Origin of the sequence: Pseudomonas baetica, assembly GCF_019733355.1 — a bacterium.
GTDB classification, from domain to species: Bacteria; Pseudomonadota; Gammaproteobacteria; order Pseudomonadales; family Pseudomonadaceae; genus Aquipseudomonas; species Aquipseudomonas baetica_A.
Map to the genome: position 1 here is coordinate 251,684 of NZ_JAIHLQ010000005.1, position 14,603 is coordinate 266,286.

29 protein-coding genes are annotated in these 14,603 nt (G+C 54.2%); all 29 read right to left on the bottom strand.

All coding sequences use genetic code 11. From position 1 onward, the window contains the following. Positions 1-37 precede the first annotated feature (37 nt). Positions 38-424, bottom strand: coding sequence for a 50S ribosomal protein L17 (gene rplQ, locus K5E40_RS07165; protein ID WP_003176402.1), 387 nt, complete (start codon positions 422-424; stop codon positions 38-40). Positions 425-466: 42 nt separating this feature from the next. Further along, positions 467-1,468 carry a DNA-directed RNA polymerase subunit alpha gene (locus K5E40_RS07170; RefSeq protein WP_003186012.1) on the bottom strand — a complete coding sequence of 334 codons (1,002 nt, stop codon included), beginning with the start codon at positions 1,466-1,468 and terminating at the stop codon, positions 467-469. A gap of 22 nt (positions 1,469-1,490) precedes the next feature. Then, positions 1,491-2,111: a 30S ribosomal protein S4 gene (gene rpsD / locus K5E40_RS07175; RefSeq protein ID WP_003176404.1), complete on the bottom strand. Its 621-nt coding sequence runs from the start codon at positions 2,109-2,111 to the stop codon at positions 1,491-1,493. Positions 2,112-2,129: 18 nt separating this feature from the next. Beyond that, a complete protein-coding gene (gene rpsK, locus K5E40_RS07180) occupies positions 2,130-2,519 on the bottom strand; it encodes a 30S ribosomal protein S11 (RefSeq protein ID WP_002555466.1) in 390 nt (129 codons plus the stop codon). A gap of 30 nt (positions 2,520-2,549) precedes the next feature. Then, on the bottom strand, positions 2,550-2,906 hold the full coding sequence (rpsM, locus tag K5E40_RS07185; protein ID WP_009045849.1) for a 30S ribosomal protein S13: 357 nt from the start codon (positions 2,904-2,906) through the stop codon (positions 2,550-2,552). 130 nt (positions 2,907-3,036) lie between these two features. After that, complete coding sequence (gene rpmJ / locus K5E40_RS07190) at positions 3,037-3,153, bottom strand: 50S ribosomal protein L36 (RefSeq protein ID WP_002555468.1); 117 nt, start codon at positions 3,151-3,153, stop codon at positions 3,037-3,039. Between the two features lie 27 nt (positions 3,154-3,180). After that, positions 3,181-4,509 carry a preprotein translocase subunit SecY gene (gene secY, locus K5E40_RS07195; protein ID WP_003228718.1) on the bottom strand — a complete coding sequence of 443 codons (1,329 nt, stop codon included), beginning with the start codon at positions 4,507-4,509 and terminating at the stop codon, positions 3,181-3,183. Beyond that, positions 4,510-4,947 (bottom strand): 50S ribosomal protein L15, encoded by a 438-nt coding sequence (gene rplO, locus K5E40_RS07200; protein ID WP_042561340.1) that lies wholly within the window; start codon positions 4,945-4,947, stop codon positions 4,510-4,512. It lies immediately after the preceding gene. Between the two features lie 3 nt (positions 4,948-4,950). Continuing rightward, the gene (rpmD, locus tag K5E40_RS07205; protein WP_003176408.1) at positions 4,951-5,127 is read right to left on the bottom strand and encodes a 50S ribosomal protein L30; all 177 of its coding nucleotides are present in this window, start codon (positions 5,125-5,127) and stop codon (positions 4,951-4,953) included. Positions 5,128-5,129: 2 nt separating this feature from the next. After that, a complete protein-coding gene (gene rpsE, locus K5E40_RS07210) occupies positions 5,130-5,630 on the bottom strand; it encodes a 30S ribosomal protein S5 (protein WP_003176409.1) in 501 nt (166 codons plus the stop codon). A gap of 3 nt (positions 5,631-5,633) precedes the next feature. Further along, positions 5,634-5,984 (bottom strand): 50S ribosomal protein L18, encoded by a 351-nt coding sequence (gene rplR / locus K5E40_RS07215; RefSeq protein WP_003186037.1) that lies wholly within the window; start codon positions 5,982-5,984, stop codon positions 5,634-5,636. A 10-nt stretch (positions 5,985-5,994) separates the two neighbouring features. Then, positions 5,995-6,528, bottom strand: a complete 534-nt coding sequence (gene rplF, locus K5E40_RS07220; protein WP_003176412.1) for a 50S ribosomal protein L6 — start codon at positions 6,526-6,528, stop codon at positions 5,995-5,997. Between the two features lie 12 nt (positions 6,529-6,540). Further along, positions 6,541-6,933: a 30S ribosomal protein S8 gene (gene rpsH, locus K5E40_RS07225; protein ID WP_007966178.1), complete on the bottom strand. Its 393-nt coding sequence runs from the start codon at positions 6,931-6,933 to the stop codon at positions 6,541-6,543. A 209-nt stretch (positions 6,934-7,142) separates the two neighbouring features. Continuing rightward, a complete protein-coding gene (gene rpsN, locus K5E40_RS07230; RefSeq protein WP_003228726.1) occupies positions 7,143-7,448 on the bottom strand; it encodes a 30S ribosomal protein S14 in 306 nt (101 codons plus the stop codon). A 13-nt stretch (positions 7,449-7,461) separates the two neighbouring features. Next, positions 7,462-8,001, bottom strand: a complete 540-nt coding sequence (rplE, locus tag K5E40_RS07235; RefSeq protein WP_003210069.1) for a 50S ribosomal protein L5 — start codon at positions 7,999-8,001, stop codon at positions 7,462-7,464. Between the two features lie 20 nt (positions 8,002-8,021). Next, the gene (gene rplX, locus K5E40_RS07240; RefSeq protein ID WP_003186046.1) at positions 8,022-8,336 is read right to left on the bottom strand and encodes a 50S ribosomal protein L24; all 315 of its coding nucleotides are present in this window, start codon (positions 8,334-8,336) and stop codon (positions 8,022-8,024) included. A gap of 11 nt (positions 8,337-8,347) precedes the next feature. Next, complete coding sequence (rplN, locus tag K5E40_RS07245; protein ID WP_002555479.1) at positions 8,348-8,716, bottom strand: 50S ribosomal protein L14; 369 nt, start codon at positions 8,714-8,716, stop codon at positions 8,348-8,350. A gap of 23 nt (positions 8,717-8,739) precedes the next feature. Then, on the bottom strand, positions 8,740-9,006 hold the full coding sequence (rpsQ, locus tag K5E40_RS07250) for a 30S ribosomal protein S17 (protein ID WP_003194644.1): 267 nt from the start codon (positions 9,004-9,006) through the stop codon (positions 8,740-8,742). 2 nt (positions 9,007-9,008) lie between these two features. Continuing rightward, the gene (gene rpmC, locus K5E40_RS07255) at positions 9,009-9,200 is read right to left on the bottom strand and encodes a 50S ribosomal protein L29 (protein ID WP_002555481.1); all 192 of its coding nucleotides are present in this window, start codon (positions 9,198-9,200) and stop codon (positions 9,009-9,011) included. Further along, positions 9,200-9,613 (bottom strand): 50S ribosomal protein L16, encoded by a 414-nt coding sequence (gene rplP / locus K5E40_RS07260; protein WP_003232424.1) that lies wholly within the window; start codon positions 9,611-9,613, stop codon positions 9,200-9,202. The genes rpmC and rplP overlap by 1 nt, the downstream gene beginning before the upstream one ends. A 12-nt stretch (positions 9,614-9,625) precedes the next feature. Continuing rightward, a complete protein-coding gene (rpsC, locus tag K5E40_RS07265) occupies positions 9,626-10,312 on the bottom strand; it encodes a 30S ribosomal protein S3 (RefSeq protein ID WP_003176422.1) in 687 nt (228 codons plus the stop codon). Positions 10,313-10,325: 13 nt separating this feature from the next. Then, positions 10,326-10,658: a 50S ribosomal protein L22 gene (gene rplV, locus K5E40_RS07270; protein WP_003103908.1), complete on the bottom strand. Its 333-nt coding sequence runs from the start codon at positions 10,656-10,658 to the stop codon at positions 10,326-10,328. 11 nt (positions 10,659-10,669) lie between these two features. After that, a complete protein-coding gene (gene rpsS, locus K5E40_RS07275; protein WP_003228731.1) occupies positions 10,670-10,945 on the bottom strand; it encodes a 30S ribosomal protein S19 in 276 nt (91 codons plus the stop codon). 16 nt (positions 10,946-10,961) lie between these two features. After that, positions 10,962-11,786, bottom strand: a complete 825-nt coding sequence (gene rplB, locus K5E40_RS07280; protein WP_042561342.1) for a 50S ribosomal protein L2 — start codon at positions 11,784-11,786, stop codon at positions 10,962-10,964. Between the two features lie 14 nt (positions 11,787-11,800). Beyond that, positions 11,801-12,100, bottom strand: a complete 300-nt coding sequence (gene rplW / locus K5E40_RS07285) for a 50S ribosomal protein L23 (protein ID WP_002555488.1) — start codon at positions 12,098-12,100, stop codon at positions 11,801-11,803. Then, positions 12,097-12,699 carry a 50S ribosomal protein L4 gene (rplD, locus tag K5E40_RS07290; protein ID WP_003228735.1) on the bottom strand — a complete coding sequence of 201 codons (603 nt, stop codon included), beginning with the start codon at positions 12,697-12,699 and terminating at the stop codon, positions 12,097-12,099. Before rplD ends, rplW begins: the two co-directional genes overlap by 4 nt. 12 nt (positions 12,700-12,711) lie before the next feature. After that, complete coding sequence (gene rplC / locus K5E40_RS07295; RefSeq protein ID WP_007253310.1) at positions 12,712-13,347, bottom strand: 50S ribosomal protein L3; 636 nt, start codon at positions 13,345-13,347, stop codon at positions 12,712-12,714. Positions 13,348-13,427: 80 nt separating this feature from the next. After that, on the bottom strand, positions 13,428-13,739 hold the full coding sequence (gene rpsJ / locus K5E40_RS07300; protein WP_003186070.1) for a 30S ribosomal protein S10: 312 nt from the start codon (positions 13,737-13,739) through the stop codon (positions 13,428-13,430). Between the two features lie 157 nt (positions 13,740-13,896). Further along, the coding region (locus tag K5E40_RS07305) for an EF-Tu/IF-2/RF-3 family GTPase (RefSeq protein ID WP_260455550.1) at positions 13,897-14,603 on the bottom strand (707 nt) is incomplete at its 5' end.

Here is a 14,603-nt window from a genome sequence, read left to right on the forward strand (position 1 = left end):
GGGCACTAGGCCCGGTTCTTTGTTTCAGACTGACGTCTTACTCGGCGGATACAGCTTCGCCAGCAGTAGCACGATCAACCAACTCGACGTACGCCATAGGCGCGTTGTCGCCAGCACGGAAACCGCACTTGAGGATGCGCAGGTAGCCACCCTCACGGGTAGCGTAACGCTTGCCCAGGTCGTTGAAGAGCTTACCAACGATAGCTTTCGAACGAGTACGGTCGAAAGCCAGACGGCGGTTAGCCAGGCTGTCTGTCTTGGCCAGAGTGATCAGCGGCTCAGCAACGCGACGCAGTTCTTTGGCTTTTGGCAGAGTAGTTTTGATCAGCTCGTGCTCGAACAGCGACACCGCCATGTTTTGAAACATGGCCTTGCGGTGCGAGCTGGTGCGGCTCAGGTGACGACCACTTTTACGATGACGCATGGTTCATTCCTTACCAAACACAACGTTCGGTGATTACGACGATCAGGCAGTCGCCTTGTCGTCCTTCTTAAGACTTGCAGGCGGCCAGTTGTCGAGGCGCATGCCGAGGGACAGACCGCGGGAGGCCAGAACGTCCTTGATTTCAGTCAAGGATTTCTTGCCCAGGTTCGGAGTCTTCAACAGCTCTACTTCGGTACGCTGAATCAGGTCGCCGATGTAGTAGATGTTTTCCGCCTTAAGGCAGTTAGCCGAACGTACAGTCAGTTCCAGATCGTCAACCGGGCGAAGCAGGATCGGATCGATCTCGTCTTCCTGCTCGACAACCACTGGCTCACTGTCACCTTTGAGGTCGACGAACGCAGCCAACTGCTGTTGCAGAATGGTTGCAGCGCGGCGGATAGCCTCTTCAGGATCCAGGGTACCGTTGGTTTCCAGATCAATAACCAGCTTGTCCAGGTTAGTACGCTGTTCGACACGGGCGTTTTCCACCACGTATGCGATACGGCGAACCGGGCTGAACGAAGAGTCAAGCTGCAAGCGACCGATGCTGCGGCTTTCGTCTTCATCGCTCTGACGCGAGTCGGCTGGTTCATAACCACGACCACGAGCTACGGTGAGCTTCATGTTCAGGGCGCCGTTAGACGCCAGGTTAGCGATTACGTGATCGGGGTTAACGATCTCGACATCATGATCCAGCTGAATATCGGCAGCGGTAACCACCCCCGAACCCTTCTTCGACAAGGTCAGCGTAACTTCGTCACGACCGTGCAGCTTGATGGCCAGACCTTTAAGGTTCAACAGGATTTCAATTACGTCTTCCTGTACACCTTCGATGGCGCTGTACTCGTGGAGCACACCGTCAATCTCGGCCTCGACTACTGCGCAGCCGGGCATTGAGGACAACAGGATGCGTCGCAGCGCGTTGCCCAGGGTGTGGCCAAAACCACGCTCGAGAGGCTCGAGGGTGATCTTGGCGCGGGTTGGACTGACAACCTGCACATCAATATGGCGGGGTGTCAGGAACTCATTTACCGAAATCTGCATGGATGCACCTATTTTCTAGCCCTTACTTGGAGTAGAGCTCGACAATCAGGCTTTCGTTGATGTCGGCGGACAGATCACTGCGAGCAGGAACGTTCTTGAAAACGCCCGACTTCTTCTCAGTGTCTACTTCTACCCATTCTACGCGGCCACGTTGGGCACACAGATCGAGAGCTTGGACAATGCGAAGTTGGTTTTTTGCTTTCTCGCGAACTGCAACCACGTCACCAGCACGAACCTGATACGACGGAACGTTTACGGTCTGACCGTTAACGCTGATCGACTTGTGCGATACCAGCTGACGGGATTCGGCACGAGTCGAACCAAAGCCCATACGGTATACAACGTTGTCCAGACGGCATTCGAGCAGTTGCAGCAGGTTTTCACCGGTTGCACCTTTTTTGCCAGCAGCTTCTTTGTAGTAGCCGCTGAACTGACGCTCGAGAACGCCGTAAATACGACGGACCTTCTGCTTTTCACGCAGTTGGGTGCCGTAGTCGGACTGGCGACCGCGGCGTTGGCCGTGGATACCAGGTGCTGCTTCAATGTTGCACTTCGATTCGATCGCGCGCACGCCGCTCTTCAGGAAGAGATCGGTGCCTTCGCGACGAGCGAGTTTGCATTTTGGACCAATGTAACGAGCCATTCTTTACAATCTCCTGGATTACACGCGGCGCTTCTTCGGCGGACGGCACCCGTTGTGCGGGATTGGCGTCACGTCGGTGATGCTGGCGATCTTGTAGCCACAGCCGTTCAAAGCGCGGACTGCGGATTCACGACCTGGACCTGGACCTTTGACGTTAACGTCAAGATTTTTCAGGCCATATTCCAGCGCAGCTTGACCAGCACGTTCAGCAGCTACTTGAGCAGCAAACGGGGTGGACTTGCGGGAACCGCGGAAACCCGAACCACCGGAGGTAGCCCAGGAAAGAGCGTTACCTTGACGGTCGGTAATGGTCACGATGGTGTTGTTAAAAGATGCATGGATGTGGGCGATGCCATCAACCACTGTCTTTTTAACTTTTTTACGAGGACGAGCAGCAGGTTTTGCCATGATTAAATTCCTGTCGATTCGCTGGGGCGATTACTTGCGGATCGGCTTACGCGGACCTTTACGGGTACGCGCGTTGGTCTTGGTACGCTGACCGCGCACTGGAAGACCGCGACGATGACGCAGACCGCGATAGCAACCGAGGTCCATCAAGCGCTTGATTTTCATGTTGATTTCGCGACGCAGGTCACCTTCAGTGGTGAACTTCGCCACTTCGCCACGCAGCTGTTCAATTTGCTCGTCGCTCAGATCTTTGATCTTTGCTGCTGGGTTTACCCCAGTCTCTGCACAGATCTTCTGTGCAGTAGTGCGACCGACACCATAGATGTAGGTCAGCGAGATAACAGTATGCTTGTTATCTGGAATGTTAACGCCTGCAATACGGGCCATTCAGTGGGACTCCAATTGACAGCTACCTCCGCCCCGGAAGCCAAGAAATAGGGCGCGAGATAATATCGCTGTAATAACAAATAATCAACCCGGTAGCGCACTAGCTACCGGGCTTGAAGCACAATCACACTCAGCCTTGGCGCTGTTTGTGACGCGGTTCCGCGCTGCAAATTACTCGAACAACACCTTCGCGGCGAATAATCTTGCAGTTACGGCACAGCTTTTTCACCGATGCACGAACTTTCATCACCAACTCCTCGAACCTTATGGGTACTCAGCGCAACATGCCGCTGCCGTAACCCTTCAGGTTGGCTTTCTTCATCAGGGATTCGTACTGGTGCGAAACGAGGTGCGATTGTACTTGAGACATGAAGTCCATCACAACCACGACCACGATCAGCAACGAGGTCCCGCCAAGGTAGAACGGAACGTTTGCTGCAACCACCAGAAACTGGGGCAACAAGCATACGGCCGTCATGTAAAGAGCACCGAACATGGTCAAGCGGGTCAGAACGCCATCAATATAGCGCGCAGACTGCTCACCTGGACGGATGCCCGGAATAAAGGCACCGGACTTCTTCAGGTTTTCCGCTACGTCTTTCGGATTGAACATCAACGCCGTATAGAAGAAGCAGAAGAAAATAATCCCTGCACTAAACAGCAGAATATTCAACGGCTGACCAGGAGCGATCGACTGCGAGATGTCCTGCAACCAGCCCATACCTTCAGACTGACCAAACCAGGCACCCAGCGAAGCCGGGAACAGCAAAATGCTGCTCGCGAAAATAGCCGGAATAACACCGGCCATGTTCACCTTCAGCGGCAAGTGGCTTGTCTGCGCAGCAAAAACCTTGCGGCCCTGCTGACGCTTGGCGTAATGAACAGCAATACGACGCTGACCACGCTCAATGAACACCACGAAACCGATAATCGCTACTGCCAGCAAACCGATGGCAACCAAGGCAAAAATGTTGATATCACCTTGACGCGCAGACTCGAAAGACTGCCCGATCGCTCTCGGAAGACCGGCGACGATACCCGAAAAAATCAACATCGAGATACCGTTACCTACACCACGCTCAGTAATCTGCTCACCCAGCCACATCATGAACATCGCACCAGCCACAAAAGTGGATACCGCGACGAAATGGAAGCCAAAGTCACCAGTGAACGCAACGCCCTGCCCTGCCAGACCAATGGACATGCCAATAGCCTGAACGAGAGCGAGGACGACGGTGCCGTAGCGGGTGTACTGGCTGATCTTGCGACGGCCAGCTTCACCTTCCTTCTTCAACTGCTCCAACTGCGGACTGACGGCTGTCATCAGTTGCATGATGATCGATGCCGAAATGTACGGCATGATCCCCAACGCAAAGATGCTCATCCGTTCCAGCGCGCCGCCGGAGAACATGTTGAACAAGCTAAGAATGGTCCCCTCATTCTGTCGAAACAGGTCTGCGAGTCGGTCCGGGTTGATACCTGGAACCGGGATGTGTGCGCCTATTCGGTAGACGATAATCGCCAGGAACAGAAAACGCAGACGAGCCCAGAGTTCAGACATACCGCCTTTGCCGAGCGCAGAGAGAGCACCTTGCTTAGCCATTTATTCCTCGAACTTGCCGCCAGCTGCTTCGATAGCCGAACGCGCACCTTTGGTGGCGCCGATTCCCTTGCCGATAGTGACAGCGCGAGTCACTTCACCGGACAGCATGATTTTCACACGCTGCACGTTGACGTTGATCACGTTGGCATCTTTCAGGGACTGCACGGTGACGATGTCGCCTTCCACTTTAGCCAGCTCGGACAAACGCACTTCTGCGCGATCCATGGCTTTCAGGGAAACGAAACCGAACTTCGGCAGACGACGATGCAGCGGCTGTTGACCGCCTTCAAAGCCTGGAGCAATGGTGCCACCGGAGCGGGAGGTTTGACCTTTGTGACCACGGCCACCAGTCTTACCCAAACCGCTACCGATACCACGGCCCGGACGATGCTTTTCGCGACGGGAACCCGGCGCTGGACTCAGATCATTGAGTTTCATCGATTAACCCTCGACACGCAGCATGTAGTAAGCCTTGTTGATCATCCCGCGATTCTCGGGAGTATCCTGAACTTCTACAGTGTGACCGATGCGACGCAGACCCAGACCCTTAACGCACAGTTTGTGGTTAGGGATTCGGCCGGTCATGCTTTTGATCAGCGTTACTTTAACGGTAGCCATGATCAGAAGATCTCCTTGACAGTCAGACCACGCTTGGCAGCGATGGACTCAGGAGATTGCATGGCTTTCAGACCCTTGAAAGTGGCGTGAACCACGTTTACAGGGTTAGTCGAGCCGTAGCACTTGGCCAGAACGTTCTGAACACCAGCAACTTCGAGGACAGCACGCATAGCGCCGCCAGCGATGATACCGGTACCCTCAGAAGCAGGCTGCATGTACACCTTCGAAGCGCCGTGAGCGGACTTCATTGCGTACTGCAGAGTGGTGCCGTTCAGGTCAACTTGGATCATGTTGCGGCGAGCAGCTTCCATTGCCTTCTGGATCGCAGCAGGCACTTCACGCGACTTGCCACGGCCGAAGCCAACACGCCCTTTACCATCACCAACCACGGTCAACGCGGTGAAAGTGAAGATACGGCCGCCTTTAACGGTTTTGGCTACGCGGTTAACTTGAACCAGCTTCTCAATGTAGCCTTCGTCGCGCTTTTGGTCGTTATTTGACATAACTTAGAACTCCAGCCCAGCTTCACGAGCAGCATCAGCCAGCGCTTTAACGCGGCCATGGTACTTGAAGCCAGAGCGGTCGAAAGCCACTTGCGAGACGCCAGCGGCCTTAGCACGCGTAGCGACCAGCTGGCCAACCTTTGTGGCCGCGTCGATGTTGCCAGTGGCGCCATCACGCAGTTCTTTATCCAAAGTCGAGGCGCTTGCCAGGACTTTGTTGCCGTCGGCCGAGATGACCTGGGCGTAGATGTGCTGCGACGAGCGGAACACGCAGAGACGCACGACTTCGAGTTCGTGCATTTTCAGGCGTGCTTTGCGAGCGCGACGCAGTCGAGTAACTTTTTTGTCGGTCATTTGCTATGCCCTACTTCTTCTTGGCTTCTTTACGACGGACGACTTCGTCCGCGTAGCGCACACCTTTGCCTTTGTACGGCTCTGGTGGACGGAAGTCGCGGATCTCAGCGGCCACTTGACCTACCAGCTGCTTATCGATGCCCTTGATCAGGATATCGGTCTGGCTAGGAGTCTCAGCGGTGATGCCTTCCGGCAGTTCGTAATCCACTGGGTGCGAGAAGCCAAGGGCAAGGTTCAAAACCGTGCCTTTTGCTTGCGCTTTGTAACCAACACCGACCAGCTGGAGCTTACGCTCGAAGCCTTGGCTTACGCCTTGGACCATGTTGTTTACCAACGCACGCGTGGTACCGGCCATTGCGCGAGTTTGTTGATCGCCATTGCGAGCAGCAAAACGCAGCTCACCAGCTTCTTCAACAATTTCAACAGACGAATGGATGTTCAGTTCAAGAGTACCCTTGGCACCCTTCACCGAAAGCTGTTGGCCTGCGAATTTTACTTCGACACCGGCTGGCAGCTTAACGGGGTTCTTAGCGACGCGAGACATGCTTATCCCCCCTTAGAACACAGTGCAAAGAACTTCGCCGCCGACACCGGCAGCGCGCGCAGCACGATCCGTCATCACACCTTTGTTGGTGGAGACGATAGACACGCCAAGACCGCCACGAACTTTCGGCAGATCTTCAACGGACTTGTACTGACGCAGGCCTGGACGACTAACGCGCTTCACTTCTTCGATAACCGGACGGCCTTCGAAGTACTTCAGCGAGATGGACAACGACGGCTTAGCGTCGGTGGTGATCTGAAAATCCGCGATGTAACCTTCGTCCTTCAGGACTTTTGCTACAGCCACCTTCAGCGTGGAAGACGGCATGCTTACGACAGACTTTTCAGCCATCTGGGCATTACGGATTCGAGTTAGCATGTCCGCTAACGGGTCCTGCATACTCATGGGCTAGACGCTCCTAATACAGAAAAATTAGCCTTGCGGCTACTACTTGTCGCCGAGAACTTCCGGGCATCAAAAACACGGGCTCAGGCGAGCCGGTCATTCTAGACACACCCCAGAAATGAATCAAGCCCCAAAAGGGGCTTGATTCACATTCAAGGCCACCGATGGTCAGGTTCTTGCGAAACCTACCATCAAGGCTTTGACAGCGATTACCAGCTGGCTTTAACCAGACCTGGAACGTCACCACGCATCGCAGCTTCACGCAGCTTGTTACGGCCAAGGCCGAACTTGCGGTAAACGCCGTGCGGACGACCAGTCAGGCGGCAACGGTTACGCATGCGCGAGGCGCTTGCATCACGTGGTTGCTTCTGCAGAGCTACTGTAGCTTCCCAACGCGCTTCTGGACTTGCGTTCAGATCAACGATGATAGCTTTCAGCGCTGCACGCTTGGTGGCGTACTTGGCAACAGTGAGCTGACGCTTCAGCTCACGGTTTTTCATGCTCTTCTTGGCCATTTTCCTACTCCAATCAGTTGCGGAACGGGAATTTGAAAGCACGCAGCAGAGCGCGGCCTTCATCATCGTTCTTGGCAGTGGTGGTCAGGGTAATGTCCAGACCGCGGAGAGCATCGATCTTGTCGTAGTCGATTTCCGGGAAAATGATCTGCTCTTTCACGCCCATGCTGTAGTTACCACGACCATCAAAGGACTTGGCATTCAGGCCGCGGAAGTCGCGAACCCGAGGCAGGGAGATCGACAGCAGACGATCCAGGAACTCGTACATACGCTCACGGCGCAGAGTCACCTTGACGCCGATCGGCCATCCTTCACGGACTTTAAAGCCAGCGATGGATTTACGAGCGTAGGTCACAACGACTTTTTGGCCGGTGATCTTTTCCAGGTCAGCAACAGCGTGCTCGATGACTTTTTTGTCGCCGATCGCTTCGCCCAGACCCATGTTCAGGGTGATTTTGGTAACGCGCGGAACTTCCATCACGTTCGAAAGCTTAAGTTCTTCCTTAAGTTTCGGAGCGATTTCCTTCCGGTAAATCTCTTTTAGTCGTGCCATGGTCTTCTACCTAGCAGTGTTCAAGCATCAACCGCTTTTTGGGTCGACTTGAAGACACGAATTTTCTTACCGTCTTCAACTTTGAAACCAACGCGGTCAGCCTTGTTGGTTTCGCCATTGAAGATGGCTACGTTAGAAGCGTGCAGTGGCGCTTCTTTCTCGACGATACCGCCTTGTACGCCCGACATCGGGTTAGGCTTGGTATGACGCTTGACCAGGTTCAGACCACCAACAACCAGACGGTTGTCAGCAAGAACCTTCAGCACCTTACCGCGCTTACCTTTGTCTTTGCCGGCGATCACGATGATCTCGTCGTCACGACGAATCTTTTGCATGTCGGATCTCCTTACAGCACTTCTGGGGCGAGCGAGACGATCTTCATGAACTTCTCAGTACGAAGTTCACGGGTCACTGGCCCAAAGATACGGGTGCCGATCGGCTCTTGCTTGTTGTTCAGAAGAACAGCAGCGTTGCCATCAAAGCGGATAATGGAGCCATCAGCACGACGTACGCCGTGACGAGTGCGGACTACAACAGCAGTCATCACTTGGCCTTTTTTCACTTTACCGCGAGGAATTGCTTCCTTCACGGTAACTTTGATGATGTCACCGATACCAGCGTAACGACGATGGGAGCCACCCAGCACCTTGATGCACATAACACGGCGAGCGCCGCTGTTATCGGCCACATCGAGCATGGATTGAGTCTGAATCATATAATTTCTCCGACCCCTAGTCCTTAGACTTCCACAGCGCGTTCGAGAACATCAACCAATGCCCAAGACTTGGTCTTGGCCATCGGACGAGTTTCACGAATAGTGACTTTGTCGCCGATGTGGCACTGATTGGTTTCGTCGTGCGCGTGCAGCTTAGTCGAACGCTTAACGTATTTACCGTAGATCGGGTGCTTAACGCGACGCTCGATCAGAACGGTGATGGTTTTGTCCATCTTGTCGCTGACGACACGGCCAGTCAGCGTACGGACAGTTTTTTCGGCTTCAGCCATGATCACTTACCTGCCTGCTGGTTGAGCACAGTCTTCACGCGAGCGATGTCACGCTTAACTTGCGAGAGCAGATGAGACTGCCCCAACTGGCCAGTTGCTTTCTGCATACGCAGATTGAACTGGTCGCGCAGCAAGCCGAGCAGTTGCTCGTTCAGCTGCTGTGCGGATTTTTCACGAAGTTCATTCGCTTTCATCACATCACCGTCCGTTTAACAAAGGCGGTGGCGAGCGGCAGCTTTGCAGCAGCCAAGGCAAAAGCCTCACGCGCCAGCTCTTCAGTTACACCCTCGATTTCATACAGGACTTTGCCTGGCTGAATCTGGGCCACCCAGTATTCGACGTTACCCTTACCTTTACCCATTCGAACTTCGAGAGGCTTTTTGGAAATAGGCTTGTCCGGGAATACACGGATCCAGATCTTGCCGCCACGTTTAACGTGACGGGTCAGAGCACGACGCGCTGACTCGATCTGACGAGCGGTGAGACGACCACGAGCTACAGACTTCAGCGCGAACTCGCCGAAGCTGACTTTGCTACCGCGCTGAGCCAGACCACGGTTGTGGCCTGTCATCTGCTTGCGGAACTTCGTACGCTTAGGTTGCAACATTTGGCGTACCCCTTACTTAGCAGCTTTTTTACGAGGCGCTGGTGCTTGTGGTTTCAGCTCTTCTTGGCGACCACCAATTACTTCGCCTTTGAAGATCCAAACCTTTACACCGATCACACCGTAAGTGGTGTGAGCTTCGTAGTTGGCATAGTCGATGTCGGCACGCAGGGTGTGCAATGGCACACGACCTTCGCGATACCATTCAGTACGTGCGATTTCAGCACCGCCGAGACGACCGCTCACTTGGATTTTGATGCCTTTGGCACCAATGCGCATGGCGTTCTGTACAGCGCGCTTCATAGCGCGACGGAACATTACGCGACGCTCCAGCTGCTGAGCTACGCTCTGCGCAACCAGCATACCGTCAAGCTCCGGCTTACGGATCTCTTCGATATTGATGTGCACAGGCACACCCATTTGCTTGGTCAGGTCCTGACGCAGTTTCTCAACATCTTCACCTTTCTTCCCGATAACGATACCTGGACGAGCGGTGTGGATGGTGATACGTGCAGTTTGCGCCGGACGATGGATATCGATACGGCTTACGGACGCGCTTTTTAGTTTGTCTTGGAGATACTCACGCACCTTCAGATCAGCGAACAAATAGTCCGCATAAGTCCGACCGTCTGCGTACCAGACGGAGGTGTGCTCCTTGACGATTCCCAGGCGAATGCCAATGGGATGTACTTTCTGACCCATCTCTTCGACTCCGTTACTTGTCAGCAACCTTGACAGTGATATGGCAAGACCGCTTGACGATGCGATCAGCACGGCCTTTGGCACGCGGCATGATGCGCTTCAGCGAACGCCCTTCGTTGACGAAAACGGTGCTGACCTTCAGGTCATCAACGTCTGCGCCTTCGTTATGCTCGGCGTTGGCTACGGCCGACTCCAGCACTTTCTTCATGATCTCGGCGGCTTTCTTACTGCTGAAAGCCAACAAGTTGAGCGCTTCGCCCACCTTCTTCCCGCGAATCTGGTCGGCGACCAAGCGGGCTTTCTGGGCGGAGATTCGAGCGCCCGACAACTTAGCGGCTACTTCCATTTCCTAACCCCTTAACGCTTGGCTTTCTTGTCTGCCACGTGCCCGCGATAAGTGCGGGTACCGGCAAACTCGCCCAGTTTGTGGCCGACCATGTCTTCGTTAACGAGAACCGGGACGTGTTGACGACCGTTGTGTACTGCGATGGTCAGACCGACCATTTGTGGCAGGATCATAGAACGGCGCGACCAAGTCTTAATTGGTTTGCGATCGTTCTTCTCCGCCGCCACTTCGATCTTCTTCAGTAGGTGAAGATCAATAAAAGGACCTTTTTTCAGAGAACGTGGCACTGTCGTATCCCTCTATTTACTTGCGACGACGGACGATCATTTTGTCGGTACGCTTATTACCACGAGTCTTCGCGCCCTTCGTCGGGAAGCCCCATGGCGATACCGGATGACGACCACCAGAGGTACGACCTTCACCACCACCATGTGGGTGGTCAACCGGGTTCATGGCGACACCACGAACGGTTGGGCGAACGCCACGCCAGCGTTTGGCACCAGCTTTACCCAGCGAACGCAGGCTGTGCTCGGAGTTCGAGACTTCGCCCAAGGTCGCACGGCATTCAGCCAGAACTTTACGCATTTCACCGGAGCGAAGACGCAGGGTAACGTAAACACCTTCACGAGCGATCAGCTGAGCCGAAGCACCAGCAGAACGAGCGATCTGCGCGCCTTTACCCGGCTTCAGTTCGATGCCGTGTACGGTGCTACCAACTGGAATGCTGCGCAGTTGCAACTGGTTGCCTGGCTTGATCGGAGCCAAAGCACCCGAAATCAGCTGGTCGCCAGCGCTCACGCCTTTAGGGGCGATGATGTAACGGCGTTCGCCGTCTGCGTACAACATAAGAGCAATGTGAGCAGTACGGTTTGGATCGTATTCGATACGCTCAACAGTGGCTGGAATGCCATCTTTGTCGTTGCGACGGAAATCGACCATACGATAATGCTGCTTATGACCACCACCGATGTGACGCGTGGTAATACGGCCATTGTTGTTACGACCACCAGTCTTCGATTTTTTCTCGAGCAGCGGTGCGTGAGGAGCGCCTTTATGCAGCTCCTGGTTGACCACCTTGACCACAAAACGGCGGCCAGGGGAAGTCGGTTTGCATTTAACGATTGCCATGATGCACCCCTTCCTTACTCAGCACTGCTGCTGAAATCGAGATCTTGGCCTGGCTGAAGGGAGATAACTGCCTTCTTCCAGTCATTGCGCTTGCCCAGACCGCGAGCTGTGCGCTTGCTCTTACCCAAAACGTTCAGGGTAGTAACACGCTCAACTTTCACGCTGAACAGGCTTTCAACGGCCTTCTTGATTTCCAGCTTGGTTGCGTCAGTCGCAACCTTGAAAACGAACTGGCCTTTCTTGTCAGCCAGAACCGTAGCCTTCTCGGAAACGTGCGGGCCAAGCAGAACTTTAAATACGCGTTCCTGGTTCATCCCAGCAGCTCCTCGAATTTCTTCACGGCCGACACGGTGATCAACACCTTGTCGTATGCGATCAGACTAACTGGATCGGAACCTTGAACGTCACGTACATCTACGTGCGGCAGGTTACGAGCAGCCAGGTACAGGTTCTGATCAACAGCGTCCGACACGATGAGAACATCGGTCAGGCTCATGTTGTTCAGCTTGCCCAGCAGATCTTTGGTTTTCGGAGTTTCAACAGCGAAATCCTGAACCACGACCAGACGATCAGTACGCACCAGCTCAGCAAGGATGGAACGCATTGCTGCGCGATACATCTTCTTGTTCAGCTTCTGGGAGTGATCCTGTGGACGAGCTGCGAAAGTGGTACCGCCGCCACGCCAGATTGGGCTACGGATAGTACCGGCACGAGCACGGCCAGTACCTTTCTGACGCCATGGGCGCTTACCGCCACCACGAACGTCGGAACGGGTCTTTTGCTGCTTGCTACCTTGACGGCCGCCGGCCATGTAGGCCACGACTGCTTGGTGAACCAGCGTCTCGTTGAACTCGCCGCCAAATGTCAGTTCGGAAACTTCGATCGCTTGAGCGTCATTTACATTTAATTGCATGTCAGCTTCCCCTTAACCGCGAGCCTTGGCTGCTGGACGTACAACCAGGTTGCCGCCAGTAGCGCCAGGAACAGCACCCTTGACCAACAACAGATTGCGTTCAGCGTCCACGCGCACTACTTCCAGGGACTGCACGGTCACGCGCTCAGCGCCCATATGACCGGACATTTTTTTGCCCTTGAATACACGACCAGGAGTCTGGCACTGGCCGATAGAGCCTGGGACGCGGTGGGATACGGAGTTACCGTGGGTGTTATCTTGCCCGCGGAAATTCCAACGCTTGATCGTACCCTGGAAGCCTTTACCCTTGGACTGACCGGTTACATCAACCAGTTGACCAGCAGCGAAGATTTCAGCGTTGATCAGATCGCCAGCCTGGTAGTCGCCTTCTTCAAGACGGAATTCCATGACAGTACGACCAGCGGCAACGTTCGCCTTAGCGAAGTGACCAGCCTGAGCAGCTGTAACACGCGAAGCACGACGCTCGCCTACAGTGACTTGCACTGCACGATAGCCATCGGTCTCTTCAGTTTTGAACTGGGTGACGCGATTCGGTTCGATCTCAATGACCGTGACCGGAATGGAGACACCTTCTTCGGTGAAAATACGGGTCATACCGCATTTACGACCGACTACACCAATAGTCATGTTGTAAACCTCATGAGTGTACGGGGCTTTCACCCGCTATGGCCGCCCATTTCAGAGCGTTACACGACTAAGACCGAGTCTTAGCCGAGGCTGATCTGCACTTCCACACCGGCCGCAAGATCAAGCTTCATAAGAGCATCAACGGTTTTATCCGTTGGCTGGACGATGTCCAGAACGCGCTTATGAGTGCGGATTTCGTACTGGTCACGCGCATCTTTGTTGACGTGCGGAGAGACCAGAACGGTAAACCGCTCTTTACGGGTAGGCAGTGGAATTGGACCACGCACTTGAGCACCAGTACGTTTCGCGGTTTCCACGATTTCCTGGGTTGATTGGTCGATCAGGCGATGGTCAAAAGCCTTCAACCTGATACGGATTTGCTGATTTTGCATTGGATTTCAGACTCCGGCTGCTATTCCCACCGAGCGCAATACGCCCGTTAAAAGGAGGCGCAATTCTATAGACGCCCCAGATAGGTGTCAACCCAATAAAAAAGCCCCCGCTGAGCGGGGGCTTTTTCAATTCATCAAACTAACTCTTTAAAAGAGATTACTCGATGATTTTGGCTACGACGCCAGCGCCGACGGTACGACCGCCTTCACGGATAGCAAAGCGCAGACCGTCTTCCATAGCGATGGTTTTGATCAAGGTGACAACCATTTTGATGTTGTCGCCTGGCATTACCATTTCTACGCCTTCCGGCAGCTCGCAGTTACCAGTTACGTCGGTAGTGCGGAAGTAGAACTGTGGACGATAGCCTTTGAAGAACGGAGTGTGACGACCGCCTTCTTCCTTGCTCAGCACGTACACCTCAGCTTCGAACTTGGTGTGCGGCTTAACCGAACCTGGCTTAACCAGAACCTGGCCACGTTCAACGTCGTCGCGCTTGGTACCGCGCAGCAGAACGCCGCAGTTCTCGCCAGCACGACCTTCGTCGAGCAGCTTACGGAACATTTCAACACCGGTGCAGGTAGTGACGGTAGTGTCACGCAGACCAACGATTTCCAGTGGATCTTGAACCTTGACGATACCGCGCTCGATACGACCGGTCACAACAGTACCACGACCCGAGATCGAGAATACGTCTTCGATTGGCATCAGGAACGGCTTGTCGATAACACGAACCGGATCCGGGATGTAGCTATCCAGAGTCTCAACCAGTTTACGAACGGACGTGGTGCCCATTTCGTTATCGTCTTTACCTTCCAGAGCCATACGAGCAGAACCGATGATGATCGGAGTGTCGTCACCTGGGA

Excerpts from the sequence above, each read along its gene's own strand:
- rplQ (WP_003176402.1), bottom strand. The coding sequence starts at position 424 with ATGCGTCATCGTAAAAGTGGTCGTCACCTGAGCCGCACCAGCTCGCAC.
- K5E40_RS07170 (WP_003186012.1), bottom strand. The coding sequence starts at position 1,468 with ATGCAGATTTCGGTAAATGAGTTCCTGACACCCCGCCATATTGATGTG.
- rpsD (WP_003176404.1), bottom strand. The coding sequence starts at position 2,111 with ATGGCTCGTTACATTGGTCCAAAATGCAAACTCGCTCGTCGCGAAGGC.
- rpsK (WP_002555466.1), bottom strand. The coding sequence starts at position 2,519 with ATGGCAAAACCTGCTGCTCGTCCTCGTAAAAAAGTTAAAAAGACAGTG.
- rpsM (WP_009045849.1), bottom strand. The coding sequence starts at position 2,906 with ATGGCCCGTATTGCAGGCGTTAACATTCCAGATAACAAGCATACTGTT.
- rpmJ (WP_002555468.1), bottom strand. The coding sequence starts at position 3,153 with ATGAAAGTTCGTGCATCGGTGAAAAAGCTGTGCCGTAACTGCAAGATT.
- secY (WP_003228718.1), bottom strand. The coding sequence starts at position 4,509 with ATGGCTAAGCAAGGTGCTCTCTCTGCGCTCGGCAAAGGCGGTATGTCT.
- rplO (WP_042561340.1), bottom strand. The coding sequence starts at position 4,947 with ATGAAACTCAATGATCTGAGTCCAGCGCCGGGTTCCCGTCGCGAAAAG.
- rpmD (WP_003176408.1), bottom strand. The coding sequence starts at position 5,127 with ATGGCTACCGTTAAAGTAACGCTGATCAAAAGCATGACCGGCCGAATC.
- rpsE (WP_003176409.1), bottom strand. The coding sequence starts at position 5,630 with ATGTCAAATAACGACCAAAAGCGCGACGAAGGCTACATTGAGAAGCTG.
- rplR (WP_003186037.1), bottom strand. The coding sequence starts at position 5,984 with ATGACCGACAAAAAAGTTACTCGACTGCGTCGCGCTCGCAAAGCACGC.
- rplF (WP_003176412.1), bottom strand. The coding sequence starts at position 6,528 with ATGTCTCGCGTCGCTAAGAACCCCGTTAAGCTGCCAGCCGGTGTCGAA.
- rpsH (WP_007966178.1), bottom strand. The coding sequence starts at position 6,933 with ATGAGTATGCAGGACCCGTTAGCGGACATGCTAACTCGAATCCGTAAT.
- rpsN (WP_003228726.1), bottom strand. The coding sequence starts at position 7,448 with ATGGCCAAGAAGAGCATGAAAAACCGTGAGCTGAAGCGTCAGCTCACT.
- rplE (WP_003210069.1), bottom strand. The coding sequence starts at position 8,001 with ATGGCACGACTAAAAGAGATTTACCGGAAGGAAATCGCTCCGAAACTT.
- rplX (WP_003186046.1), bottom strand. The coding sequence starts at position 8,336 with ATGCAAAAGATTCGTCGTGACGACGAGATCATCGTGATCGCCGGCAAA.
- rplN (WP_002555479.1), bottom strand. The coding sequence starts at position 8,716 with ATGATTCAGACTCAATCCATGCTCGATGTGGCCGATAACAGCGGCGCT.
- rpsQ (WP_003194644.1), bottom strand. The coding sequence starts at position 9,006 with ATGGCTGAAGCCGAAAAAACTGTCCGTACGCTGACTGGCCGTGTCGTC.
- rpmC (WP_002555481.1), bottom strand. The coding sequence starts at position 9,200 with ATGAAAGCGAATGAACTTCGTGAAAAATCCGCACAGCAGCTGAACGAG.
- rplP (WP_003232424.1), bottom strand. The coding sequence starts at position 9,613 with ATGTTGCAACCTAAGCGTACGAAGTTCCGCAAGCAGATGACAGGCCAC.
- rpsC (WP_003176422.1), bottom strand. The coding sequence starts at position 10,312 with ATGGGTCAGAAAGTACATCCCATTGGCATTCGCCTGGGAATCGTCAAG.
- rplV (WP_003103908.1), bottom strand. The coding sequence starts at position 10,658 with ATGGAAGTAGCCGCTAAGTTGTCGGGCGCTCGAATCTCCGCCCAGAAA.
- rplB (WP_042561342.1), bottom strand. The coding sequence starts at position 11,786 with ATGGCAATCGTTAAATGCAAACCGACTTCCCCTGGCCGCCGTTTTGTG.
- rplW (WP_002555488.1), bottom strand. The coding sequence starts at position 12,100 with ATGAACCAGGAACGCGTATTTAAAGTTCTGCTTGGCCCGCACGTTTCC.
- rplD (WP_003228735.1), bottom strand. The coding sequence starts at position 12,699 with ATGCAATTAAATGTAAATGACGCTCAAGCGATCGAAGTTTCCGAACTG.
- rplC (WP_007253310.1), bottom strand. The coding sequence starts at position 13,347 with ATGACTATTGGTGTAGTCGGTCGTAAATGCGGTATGACCCGTATTTTC.
- rpsJ (WP_003186070.1), bottom strand. The coding sequence starts at position 13,739 with ATGCAAAATCAGCAAATCCGTATCAGGTTGAAGGCTTTTGACCATCGC.